Here is a 17,455-nt window from a genome sequence, read left to right on the forward strand (position 1 = left end):
CCAGACCGGGACCGACGCGGACGCCGGCCAAGGCGCAGCCGACGCGGGCGAGGACCACGGCCGCGACGGAGCGGGCCAGGCATCGCGTACGGGGGATGAGGGCGCCGGCGCCGCCCAGGTGTCGGAGGCTGAGGCTGAGCTTGCTGCTCAGCGGGTCGAGCGGGAGCGGATCGAGCGCCGGAAGGCCGAGAAGGCGGCGCCCATCACGGCAGGGGCGAAGCTCAGTGGAACGGCCGCCGAGCTGCTCGCGGCCGTGCGTGCCGTGGAGAGCGGCGAGAGGCCCGCCGCCACCGTCTTCAGCGAGCCGGAGCCGACACCCCGGCGTCCCGCCCCCGAGCCGGTGCGCCGCCCGCAGACCGAGGCGGTTCAGACAGCCGACGCGGGCGCGGTCACGGCCCCCGCAGCCGAGGCCGTCGACGCCGTGCGGCACGTGCTCGCCGGCGGTGGCGCCCCGGAGGCGCTCGCCCCGCAGGTCGCCGCGGTCCTCGGCGAGAGCGCGAGCGACGTGCTGCGGGCGGACCCCTGGCAGTTGCTGCGGGTCACCGGGGTGCGTCCCGAGCAGGCCGACGGGTTCGCGCGGGCGCTGCTCGGCGCCGAGTCCGGCCCGGCCGACGAGCGGCGCGGCCGTGCGGTCACCGTCTGGCTCCTGGAGCAGGCCGCCCTGGCGGGGCACACCGCCCTCGACCTGCCCGACCTCACCGCCGCGCTGGCCCAGCGGGGCGTGCCGGACGCGGACACCGCCGTACAGAACACGCTCGCGGAGGGCGAGGCCCTGGCCTTCCAGGACGCGTTGGACGACAAGGGCGGCGACGAGGGCGACGAGGAGCGGCCGGTCCGGATCCTGGTCGGTCTGGAGCGGTACGCCCTCGCCGAGGAGAGCCTCGCCGACGGACTGGCCCGGCTGATCAACTCCGTGCCCAAGCAGGACGGTTCGGCCGACGAGTGGGAGCGGGCCGCGTCGGCGGCGGGCTCCGCGGGCGAGTTGATCCGCGCGGTCGCGGCCCACGGTCTCGTGCTGCACACGGGCGGCGAGGCGTCCCTGGCCGAACCGGCGGCGCTGCTGCGCACTGCTGCCGAACTCGGCCTCCGCGCCTGGGCCGCCACCCACAGCCCGCTGGGCCGGACGCGTTTCGCGGCGCTGCTGAGCGAGCCGGGCGGCTCCCGGGTCACCACGGTGTCCGGCCTGCTCTCCGGTGCCGAGGGCCCCGGCCGGGACGCGGACGGTGCTCTCGACCTCGACCTCCTCGTAGTGCTGGACGCTCCGCAGCTGGACGTGGAGACGGCCGCGCTGCTCTCGGAGTCGTTGCCGGACGGGGCGCGGCTGCTGCTGGCCGGTGATCCCGGGGTGCTGTGGTCGGCGGGTCCGGGGCGGGTGTTCGCGGATCTGCTGGCGGCGCGGGTCTGCCCCCAGATCGCCTCCCGGCGGCCCGACCCCGGTCCGCTGGGCGAGTTGGTCTCCGGGATCGGCGTCGGCGAGCTGAATCAGGTGGACTCGCCGGGCAGGGAACTGGTGATCGTGCCGGTGCGGGACGCGGGCGAGGCGGTGCACCGGACCGTGCAGCTCGTCGCGGACTCGGTGCCGCGGGCGATCGGCGTGCCGGCCGGGCAGACCGTCGTCATCACGCCGGGCCACGGCGGCGCGGCCGGTACGCGCGCGCTGAACGCGGCACTGAAGGAGCGGCTGAACCCCGGCCCCGGCCGGTTCGGCGGCTTCGACCCCGGCGACCGGATCGCCTACTCCCCCGCACCGGGCCGTACGCTGCCGGGCCAGGTGGTGAAGGCCGACGCCGACGGGCTGCACCTGTCGTGCGCGGGCGCCCCGGTCGTCGTACCGAAGGAGCGGGTGGAGCAGTCCGTGCGGCACGGGTGGGCGCTGACCGCGCACCAGGCGGTGGGTGCCCGGTGGCCCGCGGTGGTCGTGGTGCTGCCCGGTGACGCCGCGCAGGCCCTCAGCCGCCCCTGGGTCTACACCGCCTTCGGCCGGGCGGAGCGCCATCTGTCCGTGGTCCACGGAGTCGAGCAGGCGCTCCCGCGTGCGGTGGCCGAGGTCCCGCCCAAGCCCAGGACGACCCGCCTGCCCGTCCTGCTGGCCCCGCAGGTCCCGGCGGCGGGCTGACGGGCTGACCGCCGCCGACATGGACGACGGCGGCGGCCGCGGAGGCCGGAACCTCCGTGACCACCGCCGTCGTACCGGTCGGCGTTCAGCCTGTCAGCGGTCCACGTCCAGTGGCTCCAGGTCCTCTTCCTCCACCTCTGCCTCCGCCTCGTCCTCATCCAGGGCCGAGTCGAGATCGTCGTCCTCGACCTCGGCGTCGATCTCGTCGTCGAAGACCGCACTGACGTCGAACCGGCAGACCACCTGCTGCGGGTCGATCGCCTCGAACGGTGTCTCCAGCCACTCGCCGGGATCGGCGGGCTCGTCCGACGCCGTCACCCAGAGCGTGGAGTCGCCCTCCTCCAGGCCGAACTCCTTGTGCCGTGAGGCGATCTCGTCCGGTTCGAACTCGCCGAACAGGATGCCCACCGCTCCGTGCACGGTGGCGGAGGTGTCCGCGCCCGCACCGTCCCTGCCCTCGTCGTCCGCCGCCTCGACCCGCTGGGCCTGCGCCAGCAGCCGCTGCGGTTCCACCACGGCGTAGTCGCGGCGGATCAGCACGCTCAGCGCGTTCGGCTCCTCGGGCCCCGCGTACGGCGGCAGCGCGCCTTCGGTACCGGGGATCTCGAAGGGTGTGACCTCGTCGTAGCGGTCGTAGAGCAGCTCGTCGTACTCCTCGGCGGCCGCGGCGAGCTGGTTGAACGCCTCGTAGACGGCCGGGTCGTCCTCCCCCAACCGGCGTTCGACCGCGGCCAGGTGGCGGTCGAGCGCGGTCTTGACCGCCTCGGCGGCGGCGCGTACCTCGGCAGCGGTGGGCTGCGCAGCATCAGACATAGAGCAGACGCTATCCGTACCGGGGCTCTGCCCGCACAATAGATGCGATGCCGGAATACGAATTTGTCGACGTGTACGTACCGCGCGGGGTCTCCCGCAAGGACGCAACACGCCTGCTGACGGACCATGCCGAGTACGGACACTGGGAATTGGACCGCCTGAGCCTGCTGCGGGACGGGAGCCGCAGGGTGCGGTTGCGCCGACGGATCATCCGCCAGGTGCGCGCCACGTGGTGAGCTGAGGCAGGAGAAACGGAGCGGGCCCCACCGTGGCGGAGCCCGCTCCGTTTCTGTGCGTGCCGCTACTTCTGGACGGTGCCGCTACGCCGAGGCGCGTGCCCTGCGGTAGAGCACCGTGCCCGCCAGCAGTGCTCCCGCGCCGACCGGGAGGACGACGCCGAGGGGCAAGTCACCGCCGGTGTGGGCGAGCTGGGCGCTGCCCTGCGGCTGACTGATCGACTGGGCGCCGGTCTGGTTGCCCTGCGACGAGCCGTTGCCGCCGTCCGGAGTCTCATCGTCCGCGCCGGGCGGCGTGCCGGGCTCCACGGGGTTGCCGGGCTGCTCGGGATTGCCCGGATCGCCGGGGTTGCCGGGGTTGCCGGGCTGCTCAGGGTTACCCGGGTCACCTGGTTCACCGGGATCACCGGGATCACCGGGCTGCTCGGGGTTGCCCGGATCATCCGGATTCCCGGGCGGCGGCGTCTCGTGGTCGCCCCCGCCGGGAGGTGTGCTCGGCTGTCCGCCGCCGGAACCGTCGTTGTTCGCGCAGTCGTTGCCCTTGGTGCCGCTGCCGACGCCGATGATGTCGACGCTGTTGCCGCAGACGTTCACCGGGACGTGGACCGGCGCCTGGACGTGGTTGCCCGAGCCGACGCCCGGGGAGTCCTTGGCGTGGCCGTCGGCCTGCGAGCCGCCGGAGCCGCCGGAGCCGCCGTGACCGCTGTTCCCGCCCTGGTTGACGCACTCGTTGCCCAACGCCGGGTTGAGGATCCCGACGACGTTGACCGAGTTGCCGCAGACGTTGACCGGCACGTCCACCGGCGCCTGCACCGTGTTGCCCGACAGCACGCCGGGCGACTTCGAACTGGAGCCGCTCGCGCCCGAGTCGGCGTGGGCCTGACCGCTGACGGCGGCGATCACGCCGGTCGCGGCCGCCACGGTCATCAGGCCTTTGCGGGTGACCTGTCTCATTGCTGCTTACCTGCCTTGTACCTGCGTTACCGACGCGGAAGACCGGACGGCCCCGGAGCGCTTGGTGTGCGCTCCGGGACCGGCGGTGTGGACGAGAACCTCAGAGAGGTGGCGTCACTTGTTGACGCAGGTGTTGCCGAAGGCGGGGTTCAGCAGCCCGATCACGGAGACGGTGTTGCCGCAGACGTTCACCGGGACGTGAACCGGGGCCTGAATCACGTTGCCCGAGACGATGCCGGGAGAGTGCACGGCGGCACCCTGCGCACCCGAGTCGGCAACGGCAAGGCCCGCACCCGCGAGAACCAGACCACCAGTGGCGGCAGCAGCGGCGACGACCTTCTTGAACATTATTCCTCCTTGTTGGCAATGCGATCCAAAGTCGCGGATCACATCAGCTGTAACGAGGAGGAACTAATGGAGCTACGAGCTTATGGTCGTCTTCACCCGTCCCGGGCGATCTCCGTACACACGGGCGAATGCCGACGTCAACGCGTCATGACGCGTCGATGAACCGGTCGAGTACCCGCACCCCGAACTTCAGCCCCGCCACCGGCACCCGCTCGTCGACGCCGTGGAACATGCCCGCGAAGTCCAGCTCCGGCGGCAGCTGCAGCGGCGCGAAGCCGAAGCAGCGGATGCCGAGGTCGTCGAAGGACTTGGCGTCGGTGCCGCCGGAGAGCATGTAGGGGACGGCCCGGGCGATCGGGTCCTCGGCGCTCAGCGCGCTCTGCATGGCGTCGACGAGCTTGCCGTCGAAGTCGGTCTCCAGCGCCTTGTCGCCGTGCACGTCCTCCCGCTTGACCCGAGGGCCGAGGATCCGGTCGAGGTCGGCGAGGAACTCCTCCTCGTACCCGGGCAGGAAGCGCCCGTCGACGTGCGCGGTCGCCTGGCCGGGGATGACGTTGACCTTGTAGCCGGCGCCGAGCATGGTGGGCGCCGCCGAGTTCCGCAGCGTCGCGCCGACCATCTTGGCGATGCCGCCGAGCCTGGCCAGCGTCTCGTCCATGTCCTCCGGGTCGAGTTCGGTGCCGAGCGCGTCGGACAGCTCATCGAGGAAGGACCGTACGGTCTTGGTGACCCGCACCGGCCACGTGTGCCGCCCGAGCCGCCCGACCGCCTCGCACAGCTCGGTGATGGCGTTGTCGCTGTTCGTCATCGACCCGTGACCGGCCGTGCCGTCCACGGTGAGCCGCATCCAGTGCATGCCCTTCTGGGCGGTCTCCACGAGATACAGCCGCAGCTTCTCGTTGACGGTGAAGGAGAACCCGCCGACCTCACCGATCGCCTCGGTGACGCCCTCGAAGAGGTCCGGGTGCTCGCGGACCAGGTGCTTGGCGCCGTACGTCCCGCCGGCCTCCTCGTCCGCGAGGAAGGCGAGGACGATGTCGCGCGGGGGCTTGCGTCCGCTGCGCAGCCGTTCGCGGACGACCGCGAGGGTCATCGCGTCCATGTCCTTCATGTCGACGGCCCCGCGGCCCCACACACACCCGTCGGCGATCTCGCCGGAGAAGGGGTGGTGGGTCCAGTCCTGGGCGTTCGCCGGTACGACGTCGGTGTGGCCGTGGATCAGCAGCGCGGGCCGGGAGGGGTCCGCGCCCTCGATCCGGGCCACCGTGGAGGCGCGGCCCGGGTGGGACTCGAAGATCCGCGGTTCGAGCCCCACCTCGGCGAGCTTCTCGGCGACGTACTCGGCCGCCTTGCGCTCGCCGGGACCCGAGTGGTCGCCGTAGTTGCTGGTGTCGATCTGGATGAGCTCGCGGCAGAGGTCCACGACCTCGTCCTCGCCCGTGACGCTGCTGGCCGTGTCCGTCCCGCTCACGCTGCTTCCTCCCACTGTCACTGCTGGTGGTCCCCCTCATCCTCCCTCCCTCGCCGGTCCGCCCCAAGACCCTTCCCACCCCGTCACACGCCGTTCACGCGACGACAGGGGGTGATCGGCCCACCCTCCGGAGCCTGGTAATGTTTCCTTCGTCGCGGCGGGGGAAACCCCGCATGACACACACCTTGTCCGGGTGGCGGAATGGCAGACGCGCTAGCTTGAGGTGCTAGTGCCCTTTATCGGGCGTGGGGGTTCAAGTCCCCCCTCGGACACTGACCGTATCCCCAACTTGTGCGGGTCGAGCTGAGTCTCGGCCCGCATGAGCTGTTTTGCGGGGTCGTAAACGGCTGGAGGGCGATGCAGGCGGCGAGCATATTCCGGACCTCCGCCTGGTGGCTACGGGTGTCATGGCGCGGTACACGATGGCCATTGGCGTCCTGCCGCAGGCGGCGCATGAGGACTCTCCGCAGGCAGGTGACGACTTGCGGGTCCCGAACGACGACGGGGTCACAGTCGGCGAGGCAGGACGCCAGCCCCTCGCCCTGCCGTCCGTCGACCACCCAGCGCCAGGCATCGGCCCCTGTAGGCGGCGCTGTGTCGGTAGAGAGCACCGCCGCGCCCATGATTCGACCGAGCGCGTACGCGAAGGGGCTCCCTCCGCTTCCGGGACAGCCGACCACGATCACCTTGTGCATCGGAATTCTCTTGCTTGTGCTCATGTGAATGCGGTGAAGCGATGATGCGCCGTCGGGCCGGGGCGAGGGCCGGGGATCGGTACGCTTGCGGGCATGTCTACCGCTCCCGTTCGTGTTCGTTTCGCCCCGTCTCCGACCGGAATGTTCCATGTCGGCGGGGCCCGGTCCGCTCTCTACAACTGGGCTGTCGCGCGACAGTCCGGCGGCAGGTTCGTCCTGCGGATCGAGGACACCGACGCGGCCCGCAACAAGCCGGAATGGATCGACGGCATCATCAGCGCGCTGGCGTCGATCGGGATCTCCGAGTCGGACCCGGCATTCGAAGGGCCGTTCTTCCAGTCCCAGAACGCCGACCGGCACCGTGAGGCCGCCCAGCGGCTGTACGCGGAGGGGAAAGCCTATTACTGCGACTGCACGCGAGAGCAGTTGCAGGAGCGGACCGGCTCGCAGCACCTCGGCTACGACGGCTTCTGCCGGGACCGCGGTCTGGAGTACGCGGAGGGGCGTGCACTGCGCTTCCGTACGCCCGACGAGGGTGAGACCGTGGTCGTGGACCTGATCCGCGGGGAGCCGGCCTTCCCCAACTCCGCGATCGAGGACTTCGTGATCGCTCGTGGCGACGGCTCGCCAGTTTTCCTGATCGCCAACGTCGTGGACGACCTCGACGAGGGGATCACGGAGGTCATCCGGGGTGAGGAGCATCTGTCCAACACCCCCAAGCAGCAGCTGCTGTGGGAGGCCCTGGGCACGAAGCCGCCGGTGTGGGCGCACCTGCCGGTCATCGTGAACGAGAAGCGGCAGAAGCTCTCCAAGCGCCGGGACAAGGTCGCGCTCGAGGACTACCTCGGGGAGGGCTACCTGCCCGAGGCGATGGCCAACTACCTGATGCTGCTCGGCTGGGGCCCGGGCGACGACCTCGAGATCCGCCCGTACGAGGAGCTGGAGCAGCTGTTCCGCGTCGCGGACGTGAACACCTCCCCGGCGTTCTTCGACGTGAAGAAGCTGTCCGCCTTCAACGGCGAGTACATCCGCGCACTGCCGGCGGAGAATTTCATCGACGCGTGCCAGCAGTGGCTGTGGGAGCCGTACGCCACCTGGCGACCGGACGCGTACGACGCCGAAGTCTTCGTGAAACTGGCTCCGCTGGCGCAGACCCGGATCACCGTCCTCAGTGAGATCACGAAGTACGTGGACTGGGTCTTCCTCGACAACGCGCCCGAGGACGAGGCGTCGTGGACGAAGGCCATGAAGTCCGGCGCCGAGGAGATCATCAAGGACACACGCGAGCAATACGCCGCGGCGGCATGGGACGCGGATTCACTGAAGACCGTACTGGAAGACGTGGCCGCCGCCCACGGGCTCAAGCTCGGCAAAGCGCAGGCACCGGTGCGTGTCGCCGTGACGGGCCGTACGGTCGGTCTTCCGCTGTTCGAGTCGCTGGAGGTTCTGGGCCGCGAGCGGACCCTGGCCCGGCTCGATGCCGCTCTGACGAAACTCGCGGGTTGATGCCGCCCCGGTCATGAGGCTGTCGCCCGGGTGAACAACGCTCCCCAGGCATCCGCGAAGTAAGCGGTGTCGAAGCGGGCCAGGGCGTCGTACGCGGCCTTGGCCCGCTCCGGCGGCGCATCCGCCTGGGCTCGGACCTGCTGAACGAGTCTTCCGAAGTCGGGCGCCAGTTGCCCGGTCAGGCCGGCGAGATCGCTGAGGCCGGCCACGGGCCGGATGAGGCAGGGCATCCCGAGGAGCAGGGCCTCCGCCGCGCATCGGCTCCATCCCTCGCGCATACGCGGCGCGAACACGCCGACGTCGCAGGCTCGCAGAAGCCGTAGGTACTGCGGTCGTGGCAGGTCGTAGTGGTGTCCCGCGAAGCCGATGGTGTTGCTCCCGGTCGTCACGACGTGGATGCCGGGCGCTCCGCGCAGAGCCTCGACTACGGTCTCGATGCCCTTCCAGTGGACGGCCTTGCCGGCGTACACGGTGATCTCGTCGTGGGGCAGGCCGAAGCGGTCCTTGCAGTCGGCGGGGTCCAGGCCCCGGACGTGGTCGATCTCCGTGAGGTCGAAGGCGTTGTGGATGACGTGGACGTTCCGCACTCCGCGGTCCCGTAGGAAGTCGGCCCAGTAGGGGGCGACGCATACGACGGCGCGGCACTGGGGCAGGACGGCGAAGAGCCTGCGCCAGAGCAGCGGTTCGACCGGCCAGGAGTCGAATTGGAGCGGTTCGTAGTGGTGCAGCAGGAAGACGGTCCGGGCCCGCATCTCGGGGGTGAAGAGCAGGACGCTCAGGTCGTCCCAGAGGAACCAGCCCCGCTCCTTCTGCAGGTCGCGGATGTGGGGCGCGACACGGGCGAGGTGGCGGAGCTTCCGGCCGCGTCGGACGGCGTACGTGCGCTTGTAGTCGGGGACCATGCGCCACTCGACGGCATCGGCGGTGGCCTCATGGATCATGCGCAGGTATACGCGTCCTCCGGTCCGGCCGTAGGGCGCCATGGAATGTATGACGGGCTTCACGCTGTGCCCTCCCCTGACCTTGTCCCCCGGTAGCAGTGGTACTCCTCGACGAGCAGCTCACGGACGGTGCGGTGGTGTGGCCCCAGATGCCGGGCCGCCTCGGCGAGCGGGAGGTACGTCTCCTCCAAGGCGTTGAGGAAACGGGTGCGTCGCTCCGGCACCGGGGAGTGGCGGAGGTCCCTGAGGTTGTCGACGCGGTCAGCGAGCCGAACGAGGAGTTCGTTCGGGCTGAGTGCGGCAAGCTTCCTGTGCCACGCTGCTTCGTCGCCAGGACGCTTCTGTCTCTTCTCCAGGCGGTGGTCGGGCGTCATGGCACGGAGATGTCCGACCACGTCCTCACCGAGGCTGGCAGCGATCAGAGGCTCGGCAGTTGGAGAGACCTCCAACGCGTCGTGGAGCAGGCCGAGAATGAGGATGTCGGGGTCATGGGCACCGAGTTCCCGACGGAGGAGCGAAGCCACTCGGACGGGGTGGGCGAGGTAGGGCGTGCCCTGGTCCCGTTCGTGACCGGCGTACACCGCCAGAGCCAGGGCCACCGCGTGGTGGCCACGCGGGCTGTCCCCTTCGGGCCAGGTCGACAGGCCGAGTGCGTCGCTCGCCGCGCCGTGTGAGGTCACGGGGTCACCCCCGATGCGGCCAGCGGTTCGGAAATCTGGTGTACGACACCGGGGGCGACAACGAGCGTGTCCTCGACTGCGAGTGCGTCCAATCCGAGCTCCACCGCGGCCCGCACGGCCTGTTCGGCGGTGCGCAGGATCGGGGTGCCCTTGAGGTTCAGGGAGGTGTTGAGGAGTACAGGCAGGTCGGTGGTCTTCTGGAACTCCTCCAACAGTCGGCGTAGCCCGGTGTGTTGTCGTCCGACGGTCTGGAGGCGAGCGGTCCCGTCGCGATGGACGATCGCCGGGAGGCGGTCGGCACGGCAGGCTCGGACCGTCACCACGCGGTTCATGAACGGGTCGCCCTCGCCGATGAACCAGGCGCCGGCCTCCTCTGCCAGCGCGACGGGAGCGAAGGGGCGGAAGGAGGCGCGGCGTTTCAGGGCGTTGAGTCGGTGGCGTGTGTCCTCCCGGCCCGGATGAGCGAGGATCGAGCGGTGTCCGAGGGCCCGGGGGCCGAACTCCAGCCCGCCCCGGACCCAGCCGACGACATGGTGGTTGGCGAGCAGACGGGCGACCGTGGGAGTCAGCCGGTCACCGAGTCCTCTCACGACGCGGTAGTCGGCGGGCAGCGGTCCGTCCGGGACCAAGCCTGGAGTTGGCCCCCAATCCGCGTCCTCCGGGATGGATGGGCGGGGTTGTCCCAGTACGTAGTTCCAGGCGAACAGGGCCGCCCCGACGGCGGTGCCCGCGTCGTGCGGAGCTGGGGCTACGAAGAGCCCGTCGAAGCCCGACCGTTCGGCGAGGGTGCCATTCAGGTGAGAGTTCAGGGCGCAGCCGCCGGAGAAGACCAGGGTGCGGGCGCCGGTCACGTGGCGCAGGTGCCGGGCGACGTGTATGACCGCCTCGCTGAAGACGCGTTGTGCGGCGGCCGCCAGATCGGCGCGTAGTTCCAGCGGCTTGTCTGCTGCCGATGGCGCGGTCCATTCCGCATCACCGAGCACAAGTGGTGTGTCGGTGTCGTACGAGCCCCATGGGGCCACGACGTGTACGTGACCGTTGTCCCCCAGCACGAGAACGTCGTGCAGCGCCTTGTAGAAGCGGTCGGGATCGCCGTGTGCGGCGAGGGCCATCATGCTGCCCTCCGCTTCGTCTCCTGGCGGGATCACGCGCAGGGCGAGGTTGCGGTAGAAGTGGCCGAGCGACGGGTGCGCTCGTTGCGGTGCGGCGCGGCCAGGACTGATGAGCGGCAGTGCCTGGTGTACGCGGTCGATCCGGTCGGGGCGGAGGTCGTAGCCGGTGATGCGCTCGCGTCCGACGGCGATGTCAGTGCCGAGCGCGGAGCCGCCCGCGTCGATGACGAGACCGGCTGCGTGGTCCTCGCCGGAGAGGAGGTATCCGGCAAGGACGTGGGCGGTGTGGTGGGAGATGAGATTCAGCCGGGCCGTGAGGAGGGCGGGGAGCATGGCGGAGAGTTCCGCCCGCTCCTCTGCCACCCAGGCGCCGGTCGGCGGGTTGGGCCGCATGGCCGGTGCCCATACCTCGTCGATGTCGTCGGGGGTGAGCCCTGCTGTCTCCAGGCACCAGGCAAGGGACTGGGTGGGAGAGGTGAGCAGTCCGGCGGCGCGTGAGGAGCGGTTGTGCTTGGCGCCACTCCACCGCTCCTCCTCGGCGGCGTAGATGTGACCGTCGACGATGAGGCAGGCGGACGTGTCGTGATGGAAGTTCAGGCCGAGCACTGCGGGCATGGAGCGCCTCCTGGGGTGAGGTGTCTCAGGCAGCGGCCGTTGTACGGGCCGGGGCGGTCGGCGCGGGAAGGACCTGGTGTCCGGAGTCGCGGTACTCGTGGCATTTCAGGCAGAAGCGGTAGTGGCCCGTACGAGGGGCGAAGACCTTCTCGGCGAAGTCCTCGTCCCAGACGCTGAACTCGCTGTCGTACTTGGCCATCGCGTTGAAGCAGCGGTAGCAGGAGCCGTCCACCTCGATCATCAGGTGCTGGTCGAGGTAGAGGTCGCACAGGCCGCCGAGCTTGTTGGCCGGTTGGCCGACATCGATGTGGTGGACGTGGTTGGTGACGTGGATGGCCCCGTGTTCTTCGCACAGTTCGGCGAGTCGGGTCAGCCGGGCTCCGTCGATGGCCTCCAGCACGCTGTTGACGACGACCGCCTTGCCGGCCGAGGCCAGGACCGGGAGCGTGACGACGACCTCGTCGTAGTTGCCGTGCTCGTTGTCGCAGCCGATGAGGACCTGGTCGTAGTGGGCGAGCGTTGCTTCGAGGAGCCGGGTGTTGCGGGCCAGAGTGATCGCGTTGGTGCCCAGCACCATGGCACGGTCCGGGAACCTTTCGCGGGCGAGGCCGCTGAGCTCGGCGAAGTCGCGGTGGACGGTCGGCTCGCCGCCGTTGATGTGCAACTGCCGGAAGGGGACGCGGTCCAGGCGGTCGAGGACCGTCTGGAAGGTGTGCAGGGACATGTTCACGCCCTGCCCGCCCTCCGCGAAGATGCAGAAGTCGCAGTGACGGTTGCACTTCGTCGTGATCTTGATCTTCGCGGTCTTCAGCGTCCGCGTCTGCATCGGGGGCTCCCTGGTCATGTGGACTGGGCGGTGAGGAACTCCTCGACCACCGGTTCGTGGCGCCTCCACCGGTCCAGAAGCGCGCGGAGGCTCTCGGCGGTGGTGGGACCGTCGGGCAGTAGACCGGCCATGGCGGCAGCGAGTCGCCCCTCCCTGCCGGAAGTGCCGTCGGCAATACGGTTCAGGGTCTCCCTCGCGGCTCGGATCTCCTTCGCCTCGCGCGCGATCAGGTAGCCGGTCGCGGTCCCGGCGGGCGGATCGAGGTAGTAGAGCCAGCGCGCGACCCGTACGCGGAGCAACCCGGCTGTCATCGTCCAGGCGACGGCGTCCGACCCGGTGTGCTCATCCACCTGCCTCGGTGACGGCGTACGGCGCAGCATCGCGTCCACGACGCCGTGCGCCTCGCGCAGAAGATCCCTCGGCGAATGGCCGGGCGGCAGTCCCTCGGTTCCGTACCGAAGGAAGCTCTCTGCGTGGACTTCGAGCTCCCCTGGATGCCACTGGACCAGCGCGGCCGACTTGCCCGGGCAGCGGGTTCCGGTCGCGAGTGCCGCGGCGGCGAACCAGCAGGGGGCCACGTAGTGCCAGGCAACGCAGTGCCCTCGATAACCGGTGAGGTCGCTGTGGACGTTATCGGCGCTGTCCTTCTCCAACTGGTACCGGCCGCCGATCCTTGCTCCGAGAATGCCTCGGTAGAACCGCTCGTCGTCCCTGCTCCACGGCGCCATCTGGGCGTGGGACTTCCACCTCTGGAGCGCCGTCGTACTCCCCGTGACCAGGCTCCAGGTGGCGAGCTCCGGAGGGGAGACACGGTGTTGGTCGAGTTCGGCCGTGGTGAAGGCGAAACCCGGGGGGTGTTCCAGGAGCCGCCGGTGGGTGATGTCCTGAGCCACCGTGCGCGCGTGGGCGAGGGCGAGGCTCTGGTTCCAGTCCCACCAGGAGGCAGGAAGCTGGTGGAGGATGACCCGTACGTCGATGTCGGAGTGCGGGGAGATCAGGTCGCCTGGTTGCCACTTGTGGGTCAGCATGGCCGTGCCGATGCCGTGGGCGGCCAGCTGCTCCGCGTAGGCCGAGCTGACCTGGGCGTACGTGGGAACGGTCTGCGTGGTGATCACTGTTCCTCCCCTAGCTCTCGTCGGAGAGAGCAGCTGGCGCCCATGCCGCTCGCCAAGGGGAGGAGTGGCAGCACGGGAACGCCCTTGGGGCGTTCGAGGCGGTCCCAGCGCAGGTCGTAGTCGACGTAGTGGAAGCCCTGCCACGCCTCGTTGCCGTCGCGCTCAACGATGGCGCGGAAGAGATGGGTGAAGGCGTCGGTCAGCGTCCCGTTGGCCAGATGCGGCTTCAGCTCGATGTCCCGGTTGTGCAGGATGCACGGACGGGCGATGCCTGTCGGTGTGATCTTGATGCGGTTTGCGTCGGAGCAGGTGGCGCAGCTCGAGTTGGAGATGAACCCGATCGAGCCCTCCCAGCCCGGTGGTCGGAGATAGCGTCCGGGACTGCGCACCCCGAGTTCCGAGCGCGGGATCTCGCCGGCCTTCTCGAACCACGTCTGGAGGTGCCCCCTGACCTCGTCCTCAGCCACGAACTCTGTCGAGAACAAGGCCTCGGCCGGCCCAATCCGCTGCAGCTCGATGAGGCGTACGGCGACCGGGCGTCCCTTGGCGAGCTCGGCGACTCCGAACGCGTCCTCCAGATAGGACCGTTGGAGAACGCAGTTGACCTTGACCCCTATCCCGAGGGCGAGCGCGGCGTCGATGGTGGCGAGCGTCTCGTTCGAGTCTCCCCCGCCCATGATCTCGGCGGAGCGTGCCGGGTCCAGGCTGTGCAGGCTGACGTTCAGGTAGGTGAGACCGGCCTCGTGCAGGGCCTGGACGGACAGCCCGCGGCGGAGGTTTCCGTGGCTGGTCATGCCGATCGCGGCACCCGTCCCCAGCCCCTTGGCGAGGGCCGCGACGACATCGAGGATGTCGCCTCGCAGAGTCGGCTCGCCTCCCGAGCAGTGGGCCTTGCGGATCCCCCAGGCTCCGGCCTCCTCCGCGATGGCCACGTAGTCGGCAGGGGTCAACGGCCGGTCCTTGTGGCCGTAGTCGGGGACACAGCGCGGCTTGCAGAAGGTGCAGTCGCGGTTACAGAGGGAGTTCAGGGTGAAGGCGAGGTAGGGGTGGTTGCGGCCGGTTTCGGAGAAGGCACGCAGGAGCTCGGCCCGCGCCTCGTACGGTTCAGCGGACATGTCGGTCTCCGTCGGGGAGTGGGATGACGATGCCGTTCAGTGGTCGGTCGTCCAGGTGGAGCCGTAGGTTGTCGCCGAAGAAGGCGACAGCCCTGTCCATGTAGTCGTGACTGAACACGGCGCTCTTCGGGGTGAGTACGACGCGTGGATGGTGACGCAAAGGGTCGTCGGCGGGCGGCGGCTTCACCGATGGCACGTCGAGCGCGGCTCCGGCAATGTGCCCGGAGTCGAGTGCGTCGAGAAGCGCGGCGTGGTCGACGGTGCTGGCCCTGCCGAGGTTGAGGAAGACGGCTCCAGGTCGGCAGGCCGCGAAGGCGGACGCGTCGAAGAGGTGTCGTGTCTCGTCGGTGGCCGGCAGCAGGTCGACGACGGCCTGCGACCGGGCCAGAGCTTCGTGCAGCCGGGAGGCCGGAACCCACTCGATACCGAGGGGGTCGTCCTGCGGCCGCTGCCGACGCACGCCGATCACGTGCATGCCGAGCGCCTGTGCCGCGACGCCGAGGCGGGTGCCGATCTCGCCACAGCCGACGATGGCGAGGGTCTGACCGTGCAGGTCGAAGAACGACTCCGCGATCTGGTCCTTCCACCAGCGGGACCGGCCCTGCAGCCGGTGGCTGAGGAAGAGGCCGCGCGAGAAGCCCAGGAGGAGCCCGAGGGCGTGCTCGGTCACCGGGCGGGCGTGGTAGCCGTAGCCCCGTGTGAGTCCGATACCGGCAGTCCGGAGCGCGTCGACAGGGAGATGGTCCACGCCGGCGGATGGCGTGGCGACCCACCGAAGGCGAGGCGCGTCCTTGATCCAGTGAGCCAGGAACGACCAGCCGAAGTAGACGTCGGCTGCGGAAAGGTGCCACGGCGCGTCAGCCTCCGGCACAGCCAGAAACGTCACGCCGGGAAACTCCGCATGCAGCCCCTCGGCATGGGTTCGCCCGAAGTTCCAGAACTCATAAGGCGAGTTGAGGCAGACCAGGACGGTCGTCGTCACAGTGTCCTCCGCTCGACATCGGAGGGTTCCAGTGCCCACGGGATGTGATCACGCACGTACGAGCGGACGGTTGTCCCGTAGTCGTGTCGCGCCGTGAGAAGGGCACGCCCCTGCCGACGCAGCAGATCGCGCTCGCGCGTCGTGGCGAGCAGTGCCCGGCGGATGGCGTCGGCGAGATCGGCGGGATTGTTGGGTTCCGCGGTAAAGCCGGTCTCGCCATCGATCACGGTCTCCATGAGTCCGCCGACGCGGGTCGCGACGACCGGTCCGGCTCCCGCGGAGAAGGCTTCGAGCGGGATCCTGCCGAAAGGTTCGGCCCGAGAGGGCACGACCATGGCGCGAAGCGCGGGGCTGCGCAGCCACGTTCGGTAGACGGGCGAGAAGCGCCCGAGCAACGTGGCATCGAGGTCCAGTTCGCGCGCCCTCTCGTGCAACTGGCGGTGGTACGGGGTGGGATATCGCGCGTCCGAAGTGGCGGCGAGAACGAGGTGCGGGAGACGTACACCCTCGTGCTGGAGAAGAGCCACGGCCGAGAGAAGGTCGTCGAAACCCTTGCTCGCGACGGCGCGTCCCATGGCAAACAGGAACCCCGCCCGGGCGGGCGGCGGTAGCGGTGCCGGTTCCGGCTCGTGGGGCCGGTCGTACAGGAGAAGTCCGTTGGGCAGGTCGATGATGGCCCAGGCCGGGACGTTGTACTGGTGCTTCAGGTGCAGACGCATGTGCTGCGAGATGGCGGCGATCCTGGCGCCCTGGCCCACCGCGGCGATCAGCCCGTTGCGCTCCCAATGAATGCGGTCGTTCCTGCCCTCCGCCAGCTTGCTCGTGGAACGCGGTACGAGTAGGAGGCCGGCTCGGCACTCCTCCATGTGCTGTGCCAGGCCGAGGAAGGGGGTGTCCAGACCGATCACATGGGCATGCCGCGCCTGCGTCAGGAGCTCGCACGCCATGTCGCCGACGATCTGGCACAGGGTTTCGCTGTCGCGGGTACTGGCGCCCGCCGGGTGTGGGCACGGGACCGGTACAGCTTCCGCCTCCACGCTGTCGAGCAACCGCTTGGTCCGCAGGGTCCATCGCTGGTCGTACGCCGGGTCAGAGTGCGGGACGTGGGTGGGGAGAACGAGTAGCCGACCCGGGGGAAGGGTGAGGGCAAGCGCCTCCAGGAAGGCCCGGTTGCTGAAGCCGGAGCCGGAGGACGCTCCGTAGAACCCCTCGTGCAGAGCGACGAGAACCTTGGGGGCGCGGACCCCCGCAGCAGACTGAGCCGTATTCGGCGTTCCGACCGCTGGCGAGGCCGACAAGGCGCGGACGGGTTCAGCTGCCATGGCGGGACTCCTTCGAAGGACAAGGTGCGGGGAAGGCGCAGAGTGTGGGCTGAGCCGCGATGGGCAGGCGGCACCAAGCCCGGGTCCCGGTGGTGCCCACCTCAAGTGAGGAGCCGACGGTCAGGGCGTCGACGATCAGATGACCACGCCCCGATTCGTCCGACAGCGCCGGCTCCCTGTCGTGAACCGGCCGACGCGGCGAGCCGCCGTCCGTCACCGTGATCTCGACCGCCGGTTCGGCTTCATCGGGGTCCACCTGAACCCTGAGCAGGATCGGCGGGCTGCCGTGGCGGTAGGCGTTGGTCACCAACTCCGAGCAGACCAGTGACACGGAACCGGTGACTTCCTCCGAGGCGCCGAGCAGTGAGACGACCTCCTTGCGGGCCACGCTGGCGACGGTGGTATCGAAGGGGAGCTCGACGCTGACATACGCCGGTCCGGGTCGATACGGACCAGCCTCGTACGTAGTTGCGGGGGCCGCCCGCTCTCCCGGCTCCCTGCCCGTGACCGGGTCGTGCCCGGTACCTGGACCTGCCACGATCGCCCTCCTTCCGACAGGGGCCCATCTCTCGACGGATCGTCAGTCCAGGACATCGGAGTCGGCTGGG

General features: G+C 69.8%; 16 protein-coding genes and 1 tRNA gene. 4 read left to right on the forward strand and 13 right to left on the reverse strand.

The window, feature by feature from the left end; all coding sequences use genetic code 11:
* Window positions 1–2,116, forward strand: a 2,116-nt coding sequence (locus GFH49_RS09690; RefSeq protein ID WP_230396221.1) for a helix-hairpin-helix domain-containing protein, incomplete at its 5' end; no start/stop codon positions are given.
* Window positions 2,117–2,209: 93 nt separating this feature from the next.
* Here the strand turns inward: GFH49_RS09690 and GFH49_RS09695 are convergent.
* Window positions 2,210–2,929, reverse strand: coding sequence for a hypothetical protein (locus GFH49_RS09695; RefSeq protein WP_155055413.1), 720 nt, complete (start codon window positions 2,927–2,929; stop codon window positions 2,210–2,212).
* Window positions 2,930–2,976: 47 nt separating this feature from the next.
* On the opposite strand from GFH49_RS09695, the gene GFH49_RS09700 reads away from it, so the two are divergent.
* Complete coding sequence (locus tag GFH49_RS09700; protein ID WP_005485166.1) at window positions 2,977–3,165, forward strand: DUF5703 family protein; 189 nt, start codon at window positions 2,977–2,979, stop codon at window positions 3,163–3,165.
* A gap of 84 nt (window positions 3,166–3,249) precedes the next feature.
* Here GFH49_RS09700 and GFH49_RS09705 read toward each other — a convergent pair whose 3' ends face one another.
* From GFH49_RS09705 to GFH49_RS09715, 3 genes are all read right to left on the reverse strand, one after another.
* The gene (locus tag GFH49_RS09705) at window positions 3,250–4,119 is read right to left on the reverse strand and encodes a chaplin (RefSeq protein WP_155055414.1); all 870 of its coding nucleotides are present in this window, start codon (window positions 4,117–4,119) and stop codon (window positions 3,250–3,252) included.
* Window positions 4,120–4,233: 114 nt separating this feature from the next.
* A complete protein-coding gene (gene chpH, locus GFH49_RS09710; protein ID WP_155055415.1) occupies window positions 4,234–4,467 on the reverse strand; it encodes a chaplin ChpH in 234 nt (77 codons plus the stop codon).
* Between the two features lie 145 nt (window positions 4,468–4,612).
* The gene (locus tag GFH49_RS09715; RefSeq protein WP_155055416.1) at window positions 4,613–5,938 is read right to left on the reverse strand and encodes a M20/M25/M40 family metallo-hydrolase; all 1,326 of its coding nucleotides are present in this window, start codon (window positions 5,936–5,938) and stop codon (window positions 4,613–4,615) included.
* 187 nt (window positions 5,939–6,125) lie between these two features.
* Between GFH49_RS09715 and GFH49_RS09720 the strand changes: the two genes are divergently transcribed.
* Together GFH49_RS09720 and gltX are read left to right on the forward strand one after the other, a co-directional pair.
* Window positions 6,126–6,210, forward strand: a tRNA-Leu gene (locus GFH49_RS09720).
* Between the two features lie 564 nt (window positions 6,211–6,774).
* On the forward strand, window positions 6,775–8,139 hold the full coding sequence (gene gltX, locus GFH49_RS09725; protein WP_230396227.1) for a glutamate--tRNA ligase: 1,365 nt from the start codon (window positions 6,775–6,777) through the stop codon (window positions 8,137–8,139).
* An 11-nt stretch (window positions 8,140–8,150) separates the two neighbouring features.
* On the opposite strand, the gene GFH49_RS09730 is transcribed toward gltX, so the two are convergent.
* The 9 genes from GFH49_RS09730 to GFH49_RS09770 are packed head-to-tail and all read right to left on the reverse strand — an operon-like array spanning window position 8,151 to window position 17,385.
* A complete protein-coding gene (locus tag GFH49_RS09730) occupies window positions 8,151–9,143 on the reverse strand; it encodes a glycosyltransferase (RefSeq protein WP_155055418.1) in 993 nt (330 codons plus the stop codon).
* Window positions 9,140–9,760, reverse strand: a complete 621-nt coding sequence (locus GFH49_RS09735) for an HD domain-containing protein (RefSeq protein WP_155055419.1) — start codon at window positions 9,758–9,760, stop codon at window positions 9,140–9,142. The genes GFH49_RS09730 and GFH49_RS09735 overlap by 4 nt, the downstream gene beginning before the upstream one ends.
* On the reverse strand, window positions 9,757–11,487 hold the full coding sequence (locus GFH49_RS09740) for a carbamoyltransferase C-terminal domain-containing protein (protein ID WP_155055420.1): 1,731 nt from the start codon (window positions 11,485–11,487) through the stop codon (window positions 9,757–9,759). The genes GFH49_RS09735 and GFH49_RS09740 overlap by 4 nt, the downstream gene beginning before the upstream one ends.
* A 25-nt stretch (window positions 11,488–11,512) precedes the next feature.
* Window positions 11,513–12,331 (reverse strand): radical SAM protein, encoded by an 819-nt coding sequence (locus GFH49_RS09745; protein WP_155055421.1) that lies wholly within the window; start codon window positions 12,329–12,331, stop codon window positions 11,513–11,515.
* A complete protein-coding gene (locus tag GFH49_RS09750; RefSeq protein WP_155055422.1) occupies window positions 12,328–13,428 on the reverse strand; it encodes a hypothetical protein in 1,101 nt (366 codons plus the stop codon). Before GFH49_RS09750 ends, GFH49_RS09745 begins: the two co-directional genes overlap by 4 nt.
* Window positions 13,425–14,543, reverse strand: coding sequence for a radical SAM protein (locus GFH49_RS09755; RefSeq protein WP_155055423.1), 1,119 nt, complete (start codon window positions 14,541–14,543; stop codon window positions 13,425–13,427). Before GFH49_RS09755 ends, GFH49_RS09750 begins: the two co-directional genes overlap by 4 nt.
* A complete protein-coding gene (locus tag GFH49_RS09760; protein WP_230396222.1) occupies window positions 14,533–15,525 on the reverse strand; it encodes a D-2-hydroxyacid dehydrogenase in 993 nt (330 codons plus the stop codon). The genes GFH49_RS09755 and GFH49_RS09760 overlap by 11 nt, the downstream gene beginning before the upstream one ends.
* Window positions 15,522–16,847 carry a glycosyltransferase family 4 protein gene (locus tag GFH49_RS09765; RefSeq protein WP_155055425.1) on the reverse strand — a complete coding sequence of 442 codons (1,326 nt, stop codon included), beginning with the start codon at window positions 16,845–16,847 and terminating at the stop codon, window positions 15,522–15,524. The genes GFH49_RS09760 and GFH49_RS09765 overlap by 4 nt, the downstream gene beginning before the upstream one ends.
* Window positions 16,837–17,385, reverse strand: coding sequence for an ATP-binding protein (locus GFH49_RS09770; RefSeq protein WP_230396223.1), 549 nt, complete (start codon window positions 17,383–17,385; stop codon window positions 16,837–16,839). Before GFH49_RS09770 ends, GFH49_RS09765 begins: the two co-directional genes overlap by 11 nt.
* Window positions 17,386–17,455 lie beyond the last annotated feature (70 nt).

The sequence above is a fragment of the Streptomyces blattellae genome, from assembly GCF_009709555.1.
GTDB classification, from domain to species: Bacteria; Actinomycetota; Actinomycetes; order Streptomycetales; family Streptomycetaceae; genus Streptomyces; species Streptomyces blattellae.